Source organism: uncultured Marinobacter sp., from assembly GCF_963974375.1.
Lineage (GTDB): Bacteria > Pseudomonadota > Gammaproteobacteria > Pseudomonadales > Oleiphilaceae > Marinobacter.
Map to the genome: position 1 here is coordinate 1 of NZ_CAXBDN010000137.1, position 11152 is coordinate 11152.

Annotated in this window: 9 protein-coding genes and 1 tRNA gene; 6 read left to right on the top strand and 4 right to left on the bottom strand. The window is 59.5% G+C overall.

The genetic code is table 11. The features are described 5' to 3' along the window. Positions 1-1616: ATP-dependent DNA helicase RecG (gene recG / locus AAC035_RS12395; RefSeq protein WP_339804612.1), on the top strand; the 1616-nt coding region annotated here is incomplete at its 5' end. Positions 1617-1777: 161 nt separating this feature from the next. Next, complete coding sequence (locus AAC035_RS12400; RefSeq protein ID WP_339804614.1) at positions 1778-3151, top strand: HDOD domain-containing protein; 1374 nt, start codon at positions 1778-1780, stop codon at positions 3149-3151. 355 nt (positions 3152-3506) lie between these two features. On the opposite strand, the gene AAC035_RS12405 is transcribed toward AAC035_RS12400, so the two are convergent. After that, entirely contained in the window at positions 3507-3965 is a 459-nt protein-coding gene (locus tag AAC035_RS12405; protein WP_339804616.1) for a DUF2489 domain-containing protein, read from the bottom strand. Between the two features lie 289 nt (positions 3966-4254). Here AAC035_RS12405 and AAC035_RS12410 point away from each other — a divergent pair, with 289 nt between their 5' ends. The 4 genes from AAC035_RS12410 (at position 4255) to AAC035_RS12425 (ending at position 8361) form a co-directional block, all read left to right on the top strand. Next, positions 4255-4956 (top strand): hypothetical protein, encoded by a 702-nt coding sequence (locus tag AAC035_RS12410; RefSeq protein WP_339804618.1) that lies wholly within the window; start codon positions 4255-4257, stop codon positions 4954-4956. Beyond that, positions 4953-6563 (top strand): apolipoprotein N-acyltransferase, encoded by a 1611-nt coding sequence (gene lnt, locus AAC035_RS12415; protein WP_339804620.1) that lies wholly within the window; start codon positions 4953-4955, stop codon positions 6561-6563. The genes AAC035_RS12410 and lnt overlap by 4 nt, the downstream gene beginning before the upstream one ends. Before the next feature lie 184 nt (positions 6564-6747). Further along, on the top strand, positions 6748-7419 hold the full coding sequence (locus AAC035_RS12420; RefSeq protein WP_339804622.1) for an SGNH/GDSL hydrolase family protein: 672 nt from the start codon (positions 6748-6750) through the stop codon (positions 7417-7419). Between the two features lie 75 nt (positions 7420-7494). Then, the gene (locus tag AAC035_RS12425; protein WP_339804624.1) at positions 7495-8361 is read left to right on the top strand and encodes a formylglycine-generating enzyme family protein; all 867 of its coding nucleotides are present in this window, start codon (positions 7495-7497) and stop codon (positions 8359-8361) included. A 6-nt stretch (positions 8362-8367) separates the two neighbouring features. Here AAC035_RS12425 and AAC035_RS12430 read toward each other — a convergent pair whose 3' ends face one another. The 3 genes from AAC035_RS12430 to rpoD form a co-directional block, all read right to left on the bottom strand. Next, positions 8368-9450 (bottom strand): lipase secretion chaperone, encoded by a 1083-nt coding sequence (locus AAC035_RS12430; protein WP_339804626.1) that lies wholly within the window; start codon positions 9448-9450, stop codon positions 8368-8370. A gap of 292 nt (positions 9451-9742) precedes the next feature. Then, a tRNA-Ile gene (locus AAC035_RS12435) sits at positions 9743-9819 on the bottom strand. A 60-nt stretch (positions 9820-9879) separates the two neighbouring features. Beyond that, positions 9880-11152 (bottom strand): RNA polymerase sigma factor RpoD (gene rpoD / locus AAC035_RS12440; RefSeq protein ID WP_339804628.1); only part of this gene is annotated, 1273 nt, incomplete at its 5' end.

An 11152-nucleotide genomic window follows, 5' to 3' on the forward strand; every position in this document is an offset into this window, starting at 1 on the left:
AGGGAATTCAGCAGCCCCGGGTGCGGTCACTGTGCCAGCAAGCGCTGACCTACCTCCGGCGATACCCGATACGGGACTGGCTACCGCCGGAATTACTGGCGGACTATCAGTTGCCGGACATCAATACTGCGGTAGAGCTGGTGCACGCGCCGCCGGCGGGGGCTCCGGTACAAGCCCTGATGGCAGGTCTGCATCCGGCCCAGCAGCGGCTGGTGATGGAAGAGTTGCTGGCGCACCAGCTCAGCCTGCTACAGGTACGCCAGCAAATCCAGCAGCGGACCGCATTGCCGCTGTTGCCCGGCGGCGACTTGACGCAGCGCTTCCTGGACGAGCTGCCATTCAGCCTCACGCCGGCCCAGTCCCGGGTGTTTGCGGATATCCGGCAGGATCTGAGTCAGCCGATACCCATGCTGCGACTGGTTCAGGGTGATGTGGGTTCGGGTAAAACCGTGGTCGCAGCTCTCGCCGCCCTGCAGGCCATTGCTGCGGGCGCCCAGGTGGCATTGATGGCACCCACGGAAATCCTGGCGGAGCAGCACTATCAGAATTTCAGTCACTGGCTGCAGCCCTTGGGCCTGGATCTGGTGTGGCTGTCAGGCAAGGTCAAAGGCAAGGCACGAACTGCGGCTCTGGAGCGATTGGCCAGTGGCGCCGCGCCAATGGTGATCGGCACCCATGCACTGTTCCAGAACGACGTCAGCTTTGACCGCCTGGGGTTGGTGATTGTCGACGAACAGCACCGTTTTGGCGTGCATCAGCGACTCGCGCTGCGAGACAAGGGGGCGGGCGGACAGAGCGCACCGCATCAGCTGATCATGACAGCAACGCCCATTCCCAGAACACTTGCCATGAGCGCTTACGCGGATCTGGACACGTCGGTGATCGATGAGTTGCCCCCGGGCCGCAAGCCGGTGGAAACCATCGTGATCCCTGACAGCCGGCGGGATGAGATTGTCGAACGGGTACGCAGTGCCTGCCGGCAGGGGCGCCAGGCCTACTGGGTGTGTACCCTGGTTGAGGAATCCGAAGCCCTCCAGTGCCAGGCGGCCGAAGCCACAGCCATAGCTTTGGCCGAGCGACTGCCGGAACTGGCGGTCGGGCTGGTCCATGGTCGTCTGAAGGCGACCGAAAAGGCCGATGTCATGGCCCGCTTCAAACAGGGTGAGCTGGATCTGCTGGTGGCCACCACGGTTATTGAAGTGGGTGTAGATGTACCCAATGCATCGCTGATCATTATTGAGAATCCCGAGCGCCTCGGCCTTGCCCAGCTGCACCAGCTGAGGGGACGGGTCGGACGAGGCCATGAAGCCAGTTTCTGCGTATTGATGTACCAGCCGCCATTATCCCGGAACGGGCGCGCCCGGTTGCAGGCGTTGCGGGACAGCCAGGATGGTTTTGTCATTGCGGAGAAAGATCTTGAGATTCGCGGTCCCGGTGAGGTGTTGGGTACGCGCCAGACCGGAATGATGCAGTTCCGGTTGGCGGATTTTGAGCGGGACCGTGACTGGATTGAGGTTATTCGGGAGCTGGCGCCGCCCCTGATGGCGTCTACAGAGAGAGTGAACGGCTTGATACGACGCTGGCTGGGCGATCGTATTCGCTACGGTGACGTTTAACCACAGGAAACCGCAGTTACCTGTGAGCCACCCTGTCAAGTGGTGACATTTTGACCCACAATGGCGGAAACCAACGAAAAATTCCGGTTGCGGTCCCCATTACCAGAGGCTGTTGTCTGCAAGCCCGGGACCAGCGATAGGCAACGAACGAGGAGAGTCGAATGGAACTACCCGGCGCGATCCGGCAGGCACTTGAGGCGGCCGAAGTGGATGTCAATCCAGAGCCCTACGGAGCCCCGGTTCAGGGCAGTCGCCTGCGGCTGGTGCTGCTCGGTGACGAGAAGGGCCAGTTGCAGGTGGTTTGCCGGCAGGAGGATTTGCTGGATCTCAGCAGCCTCAACAAACAGCTGGACCGTGACCTGATGTTGTTGCCCCAGGCCGAGCAGGCCCGGTTACGTAAACGCATAGGTCTCACGGAACTGCCGGCGCTGCCAACGCTCACCGGCTGGCCGGCCGTAGTGGACTCACGGGTGCGGGCAACCGACCGGGTTGTGCTGGAGCCAACCGGCGAAAACACCTGCCTGGCACTGGATCGGGACCAGTACCTTGCGCTCAGTCGCAGTGCCAATGAGCTTTCCTTCTGTCTTCCGGTACAGTCTGTTGATGTAAACGTCAGCCGACCGGAAAACGATCGGGAACAGCTGCATTCCGCCATCCAGAAATTTACCGGGCTGCGGATTCGCCAGCGTCTGGAAGATACCCTGGAACTGCCTCCGTTGCCGCAGACGGCGCAACGTATTATTCACCTGCGGGTCAATCCGAACGCCGTCATGGGCGACCTGGTGGATATCGTTGAAAGCGACCCGAGCCTGGCGGCACAGGTGGTGAGCTGGGCATCCTCATCGTTTTATGCGGCGGCGGGTCAGGTGCGCTCAGTGCACGACGCCGTATCCCGTGTGCTGGGATTTGATCTGGTCATGAACCTGGCCATGGGCCTGGCCCTGGGCAAAACGCTCAAGCAGCCAGAAGATCACCCTGCAGGGTTTGTCGGCTACTGGCAGCAGGCCATCTGGCAGGCCCAGGCCGCAGGCATTCTGGCGGGCATGATGCCGCGGGGAGAGCGCCCGGTGTTTGGTCTGGCGTATCTGGCGGGACTGCTGCACAACTTTGGCTATCTGGTACTGGCCCAGGTGTTTCCGCCGCACTTCCGCCTTGCCTGCCGGAACTGGGAAGTCAATCCTCACCTGGACACGTCGGTGGTTGAACATCAGTTGCTGGGCGTCACCCGTGAGCAGATCGCAGCGGAACTGATGACCAACTGGGGTATGCCAGAGGAAGTCTGTGTGGCCATCCGGCAGCAAAAAAATCCGGACTATGAAGGCGATTGCCAGGCTTATGCCCGCATTCTCTGGCTCGGCAGACAGCTGCTGAATGAGCGTGGCCTCAGGCTTGGCGTGCGTCAGGCTATTCCCGAAGTGGTCTATCGTGAGCTGGGGCTGGACCCGCAGGCGGTGGCGGATCAGATGGATGAACTGGTGGCGGCCAGGGATTCGGTGATGGCGATGGCCGGCATGATGGGTTCATCCGCAGACTGACGGCGAAACCCGGAGCCAAAAAAAGCCGGCCCAGAGGCCGGCAAGCTCACCCGCTTATTGCAGAGACGAAAACGTACTTCCGAGAACACAACACCTGAACCGTGGCTTCAGCAACTGGCGTACCGAAGGATCTGCTGCGGTTGGCTCGTGTTATAACTAGATACGAGCAATCGGCGTCAGCGGTTCTTTGTTAAATTTAGTCAATAGATCAAAATATGCACGGCGGTTACGCCGGGCTACCCGCCGAAGCAGTGGCCGTTGTTACCGTTGTCAATGGAAGCGATTGATTTATAAGCAGGGTAATAGTTGTTTTCTCGCCTATTTCGGATACAAACTGTTACAAAAATAACAGCAATCAATCAAACTTGTGATGCCGAATGGCGGTGGCGGCCCGGCGAATGGCATCGGCATTGGCCTGTTCCAGGGAAAAGCGTTCCTTGTCCATTTTTTTGACGAAGCGCTGGTCTGTTTGCTGTCGGGCGCGGTGAGTCGGCATATGCTGGAGCTGATCATGCAGCTCCTGAAAAACCCGATAAGGCGGCTTTTCCAGCAGTTCCGGGGCCACATGATCCAGCAGCCCTTTAAGACGCAGGCAGGCTTCCGAGTACTCCACCTGATCCTGTTCAACTGCCATCGCAATAATGCGGATACTTTCCACCATGTCTTCCCGCCGCCGGTTCTGAAACTCGGTTTTACGTACTTCGACCTGCCGGTGTTTTTTGAGAACTCGTGCTTGCCTGCTGATAAAAACAAACAGGCAGACGATGGCGATGATGCCGGCGACGATTAGTGACCACTGAAGCCATAAGGGCATGATGCCTCCTGTTGCGACTGAGAACCTGGCTGGTCGTTGTCGACCAGTCTGCAGGCAGGATTGGGTGCGCGAACCGATTCTGACGCCGTTCCTGAATTGTACAGCACTTCGGCCCGGCCGGATTGCCGGTCATGGAAATCCCGGGCTGTGAACTCCGTCATGCTCTCCGGTGAGAGGTGCCCGGTATCATTCCCTGTGGGCAGAGAGCCGTACCTGATCAGAGCTGAACTGATGAAGTAGAAGATAACGAAGACTAACCGTGGTCGCCAGGGATGAGAGGACTCAGTTTGTGGACGCAGATCAGACCGGGCTTGCCGGTTACGGCAATGGCTCCGACAGGTTGGTGATTCCGGCCATGGTGGTGGTTGCCGTGGTGTTTGCCCTGGCGCTGTTTATTAACGAACGCCACGGATCCCCCAGGGGCCCTGTACAGGCCTCTGAAACGGTGGTCCGGGTGAACTGGCAGCCTGCACCCTCAGACCTCGATTTCCTGCCGGTAGAGCGTATTCTGGCCCGGTTCGTAAAGATTCGGGACGATCTGGATCCGCCCGGATATCGTGAATACCTCTGGCAGCTGCTGGCTGCCATGACCGAAGCGGTTGAGCGCTCGGCGCTTCCCCGGGAGGCCACGGCACGAGCATCCTTCCTGGTGGGGCAGGCATTACCCGGTAACGATGGAGAAACCCTGTCTGCCTTTTTTCCTTATGTCGTGCACTGCCTTGATGTGCGTCGTCGTTTTCTGGCCATGCCCTGGTTCCGATCGTCGGAGGCCGCCCAGCCGGCATTGATAAAACAGACCGCCGGCGATCATTTGCAGCAGTTGTGCCTGGCACAGGCACCGTTGTCGCTGCCGCCCTCTGAGGAAGGGGCGATGATGCGTTTTGCCATGGTCCGGGAGTTGATCCTTCAGCGACATGACCTGGACGAAGACCAGCAGGCCATCAAGCTGGCGCAATTATTCGAAACCGCCTTTTCCGGACGTGCCCCATGAGTCTGTTATGGCGCAGCTTTCTGGCCATCGTGTCGGGCCTGTTGCTGGCTGTCCCCTATGTGGCACCGGGTGCTTACCTGGTGCACTGGTTCGCGTTTGTGCCCCTGCTGGTGGCTTTGCACAATCAGACCCTGCTGAGGTCCTACGGTCTCGGTCTGCTGGCCGGCATTGCCCTGTTCCTGCTGGCCACGTCCTGGATGATGACGTTTGTGCAGCTTCTCAAGGGTTATGGCACTGTCTCCTCGGCTTTGATCTCGCTGAGCTACTGGTTTTACAGCGCCCAGATCATTGCCGCCGTGTCCGTGGTGCTTTGGGGGCTGCGCCGTTGGTATGGGCAGGAACCCTGGTGGTTGTTCGCTGTGATCGTGACCCTGGCCTTTGGCTTTTTCCCGCAACTGTTTCCTCTGCATCCCGGAGAAGCACAGAGTCGTTTTCTGCTGGCGCTGCAGGGTATATCGCTAACCGGGGTTTACGGTCTTGATTTCGTTATCGCGCTGACCAATGCCCTGTTGTTCAGGTTCCTGTTGCTGAAGCCCGGCTATCTGGCAGCCTGGCTGACTCCCGTCCCGGGTGGGGCGGCCCGAAGCGTTGAGCGGGGGCCGGTACTGGCGGCCATCGCCGTGCTGATGCTCTGGTTTGGCTTCGGGGCCATGACCATGACGCACTGGCCGCCGCCCGCGGGTGATTCAGAGCTGAAGGTGGGCATAGTCCAGCCTGACGAAGTACCCAGTGCCAGTGTGCCGGGACCGGCCAGCGGCTTCAGTCGGGCCTACCCCCCTGAAATGGCCGCAACCCAGGCGCTGGCTGGTGCGGGTGCCGACCTTGTGGTCTGGCCTGAAACCCGCTTCAAAGGCTACTTCCATGAGGCCCATGTAGCGCCGGCGTATCAGCAAAGCCTGTCACAGGCAGGCGTTCCACTGATCTTTCACGATGCCGAGCGGGTGCGGACAGAAACCCGTGACCGGGAATACAACGCAGCGGTCTATCTCAATGCCGACGGCAGACTTGAGGCAACCTATCGCAAGAACAAACTGGTCGCTTTTGGTGAATACTTGCCCTGGGGCGAGCGTTTTCCCGGCCTCGCGCCCTGGCTTCGCCGGCATCTGGGCGACTTCTTCGCTGACCTGACCCCTGGCAAGCAACCCGCCGAGTTTCGGCTGGGTGACGCCGGGATCGTGCCGGTGATCTGTTATGAAAGTGCGTTCGCGGACTTTGTAGCCAAAGCCGTGGCCCATGCCGAGAGGCCTTCGCTGATTGTGGTGATTTCCAACAACGGATGGTTTGGTGATTCCCGGCAACCGATGCAACATACCGGCATTACCGCCTTGCGGGCCGTGGAGAACCGGTTGCCTGTGCTGCACGTCATTAACAACGGGCCGTCGACCCTGGTGACGCCCGATGGCCGGATCACTTTCCTGACCGGGCAGGGTGAGGCCGCGGCCGTGATGGTTCCGGTGCTTTACCGCTCTGAATTCAATCCAACTCTGTTCAGTCGCTGGCGCTACTGGTTTCCCGTTAGCCTGGTGGTGCTGTTGCTGATGTCATTGGTGGTTGGGACCCTGACGGTCAGAGGCAGGCCTGGCCGGCGGCTGCAGCAGGCATTGTGATCCGCGTCGCGCCTGGCTGGCGGAGTGTTTTGTGGCCTCCCAACCGGGCCGGGTTTTGGTTCGTCACGTCATATTCACCGCTGTCTGTCGCGGAATACACTTTCCGCACCCTCCCGCAGTGGCCAGTTGCTTCCTGGTCGGGCCGTGCGAAGCCTCAGCATAAAAATACCAACAGGAGACAGTCATGCCCCTTAACATCAGTTTGAAAACATTAGGCATCCTCGCCATCGCATCCGTGGTTTCGGTCAATGCCTGGGCGCTCGGCGGGGGTGGTAGCAGCGGCGCCTCCAAGATGATTATCGGCGATTCCATTTTTGCCCTTTCCGGTGATATTCACCGTAACCTGGAGCGGGCTCTGGACGAGTCCATCGATAGCTATGCCCGCAGCGGTTGTCAGATGAACGGTGGCAGTCTGATCTGCAGCCGTCGTTATGCGGTGCCCAATCAGTATGCCAATGCCAGCAAGAGGGGCATTGATACGGTGATCATGAATGGCGGCGGCAATGACTTTCTGCTGGGGGACGGTGGTGACTGTCAGACCCGGCAGTGCGTAGAGGACGTGCTGATGGGTATCGAACAGACCATCGCCGGCATGGTGTCCGATATGCGCCGTGACGGCATTGAGGAAATTCTGTTTCTCGGTTACTACGACACCAACGACAGCGCCAATAACCAGATTAATGAGCTGTCCACGGCCTACAAGGTGGCGAACTATCCGGCGCTGGGTATAAAACTGGTTGAAACCCGCGAAGCCTTCCGCGGCAATGAGAGCCGGTATATCAGCGCTGATGGCATTCACCCCACCTCGGCGGGTTCCCGGGTGCTGTCAGATCTGATCCTCCAGACCCTCGACTGAGTAAACCGGTGTTGTCCTGGCAGTGCCTCCACGGCCTGCCAGGGTGGCTCTGACCTGGTCTATGAATCCGTCTGCATGAATACTCACAGTGCTGGCCTGACACGCACCTCCAGAGTCCCGGCCCTCAGATGTCTCATTGATGTAATTCCGCTCTATCTGGCCCTTTGTTTTCCGCTGGCCCTTGCCAGTGAACCACCACTGGCATCGCCGGCCGCTCAGGGTTTGCCGGACCGTGTGACCAATCATCTCGGAATGGCGTTTGTGCGCATTGCCGCCGGTGACTTCATGATGGGCAGCCCGCAAGACGAAGCAGGGCGCAGGGACGATGAAACCCGGCACAGGGTCGTCATCAGTCAGGATTATTATCTGCAGACAACGCCGGTCACCCAGGCACAATGGCTGGCCCTGATTGATGGCAGTCCGTCCTATTTCAAGGACTGCGGGCCAGAGTGCCCGGTGGACGGTTTGCGTCCGGAATGGGTTGAGCACTACATCCGGCAATTGAATAGCCTGGAACCGGATTTTCGTTACCGGTTGCCGACCGAGGCCGAGTGGGAGTATGCCGCCAGGGCGGGGACCACCACACCGTTCTATTTCGGTCATTGCCCGAGTGCCGCCGATGGCAACATGAGTGGACAGCAAGCGGTCGGTGATTGTACCGGCTTTGATCGCTCTTCGGGTCCGCTACCGGTGAAGCAGTATCCGCCGAATCCCTGGGGACTTTACGACATGGCCGGCCAGACCTGGGAGTTGGTATCAGACTGGTACGGGCCCTATCCAGTCACAGCGGTGACGGATCCACAAGGACCCGAAGCCGGCAACTACAAGGTCCTGCGGGGCGGCAGCTGGCATTTCTATCCGCGCCATGCCCGTTCTGCCAACCGCTTCCAGGCCGTCCATGAGATTGCGGGCTTCCGCCTGGTGCTGGAGCGCAAGCGCTGAGCCGCTCTATTGCCGCATATGAGGCGGAAGATAGGTTCTGGCCGCCTCCAGTTCGTCGCCGGAAAAGTGGTTCCCAAGTAACTGGTCGATCTGGCGGACTTTTTCCGGATCGGTCAGGCCTGATAGCAGAATGGTATCGCGGCGCTCGCTGAACTGGTCATAACGTTGCTGCCAGTGGTTTTTCTGCTGCTGACTGGTGGCCAGGCTGCGGGCCGAGACCAGCCCCAGGGTCTGATCCTGCAAATAGTGGCGGGTGTCCTCCGTCAGACCCTGTTCCTGCCAGTGCTGGCTGTCGTTGGCCAACTGCCTGATGGCATCGGTGCCCCGGTCATCCACCAGAAATTTGCCATCGCGCAGATCACTGCGCAGCTGCGCTCGCAGCTGCTGGCGCTCTGTCTCCGCCAGATCCGGATTTCGTCTCAGCTCGGCAAGGGCCAACAGGTAGCGCTGATGGGCCTGCTCGCCGCCGTAGAGCTGATTGGCCACAGCGGGGCCCAGGTGTTGCCTTCGCAGCTCTGCCAGTTGCTCCAGCCGTTGCCTTGGGTCCGGGTTTTCCTGGTGCTCCCAGAGGGCTTCCGCGCTTGCTTTTGCTTCCCGATAGCGGAAATAGTCGCCCACCATGGCGGCGGCCTGGGCGCCGGTTTCGCCGGCAAGTCCGGCTTCGACATAGCGTTTGAGCTGCGTCACCATGGCCGGGTCAGAGAGCTCGCTGAACTGCTCGAAGGCCCGTCGTAATGACGCCAGGGCCACTTCATCAAAGATCAGGCGTCCCTGCTCATCCACCGCGATGTGGGCGAGGGCGTGCTGTAACTGATCGAGATCGATGGAAGCGGCGCTGGCCCCGGCGTTGTCTTCGTTCCCCAGGTCATTTGGGGGTGCGACCCCGGTGGCCGATAAGGTGTTTGCATTCGAACCAGTCTGCACCGGTTGCTGCCAATGCCGGCCGAGGGTTGAATAGGAGGACGTCGGCTCATGATCGGGCCATTGGGGGGGCTCTGTTTCAGCTGCTGGCCAGAGCATCCAGGCCATGCCTGCAAAAACAGACACCGCAATGGCCGCCAGCCAGGGAGCGTACTTCTTGCGTGCCACGGTCTACCTCTTTGCTGGTGTTACCTGAGGGCATCCTAAAGACGCTTTCTGCTTATGGCTATAACACGAACCACCGTAATACCGGAAACCAGGGTTACTATGAAAACCCGGTGAGGTGCCGGCCTCGAAACTGCATTCAGATCACGCCTGGGGTGGAAGCAGGGCAGGTGGCAAAGCTATGGGGGTAGTGTCGGAGTTCGGCGCCGGGAGCATGATTGAGAAAACAGAGTATGGCTTGCAACCGGATCGTCGGCAGGGGGTTTACGAAGGGTAGATTGTGTAAAGCAGAAAATGGTGGGCCCAGCAAGACTCGAACTTGCGACCAAGGGATTATGAGTCCCCTGCTCTAACCAACTGAGCTATAGGCCCGGAACAAAGCGGGCGCCATTATACCCATGAGGGTTGGCGCCCGCCACTGTGTTTACGGCTTTAACTGTTACCCTGGTCGTCAATAAAGCCGCGCAGGTGATCGGAGCGGGAAGGGTGGCGCAGTTTGCGCAGCGCCTTGGCTTCGATCTGACGGATCCGTTCCCGGGTCACATCGAACTGCTTGCCCACTTCCTCGAGGGTGTGGTCGGTGTTCATTTCAATACCGAAGCGCATCCGCAGCACCTTGGACTCGCGGGCGGTGAGGCCGGCCAGTACCGAGCGGGTCGCTTCCCGCAGGCCTTCCGCGGTGGCGGAATCCACCGGCGACAGGGCCTGGATGTCTTCGATGAAATCACCCAGATGGCTGTCTTCATCGTCACCGATCGGGGTTTCCATGGAGATCGGCTCTTTGGCGATCTTCAGTACCTTGCGGATCTTGTCTTCCGGCATTTCCATGCGCTCGCCCAGTTCTTCCGGCGTCGGCTCACGGCCCATCTCCTGCAGCATCTGCCGGGAAATCCGGTTGAGCTTGTTGATGGTTTCGATCATGTGCACCGGAATCCGGATGGTGCGGGCCTGATCCGCAATCGAGCGGGTAATGGCCTGACGTATCCACCAGGTGGCGTAGGTGGAGAACTTGTAGCCGCGACGGTATTCGAACTTGTCGACGGCCTTCATCAGGCCGATGTTGCCTTCCTGGATCAGATCGAGGAACTGCAGGCCACGGTTGGTGTACTTCTTGGCGATGGAAATAACCAGTCGCAGGTTGGCCTCGACCATTTCTTTCTTGGCACGACGGGCCTTGGCTTCGCCGATGGAGACCCGACGGTTGATTTCCTTGATGTCAGGAATATCAAGATCCACTTCGTTCTGCACATTGGCAATGCGCTTCTGCATCCGTACGATTTCATCGATACGCTCGCCCACGGCATTTGCGTAGGGCTTCTTGGAGCGGGCGATCTTTTCGGACCAGTCCAGATTGATTTCGTTGCCGGGGAAGGACTTGATGAAGTCCTTGCGGGGCATTTTGCTTTCCTTGATGCAGATTCGCATGATCGCCCGTTCGTTTTCGCGAACCAGATCATTGGTGGAGCGGACGACATTGACCAGTTCGTCAAAGGCCTTGTTGCCAAGCTTGAAGGGCGCGAACACCTGGCCCAGTTCGTTGAGGGCCTGCTGGGTCGTCTTGTGGGCGCGTCCGTATTTGGCGAGGGCCGCATCCGCGGCGCTCAGTTTTTCCTTGAGCAGCTCGAAGCGCAGCCGGGTTTCTTCGGGATCAGGACCGCTTTCTTTCTCGTCTTCGGAATCGTCAGCGTCATCGTCGTCGCTAGAT

Coding starts and splice junctions, on each gene's coding strand:
- AAC035_RS12400 (WP_339804614.1), top strand. CDS start 1,778: ATGGAACTACCCGGCGCGATCCGGCAGGCACTTGAGGCGGCCGAAGTG.
- AAC035_RS12405 (WP_339804616.1), bottom strand. CDS start 3,965: ATGCCCTTATGGCTTCAGTGGTCACTAATCGTCGCCGGCATCATCGCC.
- lnt (WP_339804620.1), top strand. CDS start 4,953: ATGAGTCTGTTATGGCGCAGCTTTCTGGCCATCGTGTCGGGCCTGTTG.
- AAC035_RS12420 (WP_339804622.1), top strand. CDS start 6,748: ATGCCCCTTAACATCAGTTTGAAAACATTAGGCATCCTCGCCATCGCA.
- AAC035_RS12425 (WP_339804624.1), top strand. CDS start 7,495: ATGAATACTCACAGTGCTGGCCTGACACGCACCTCCAGAGTCCCGGCC.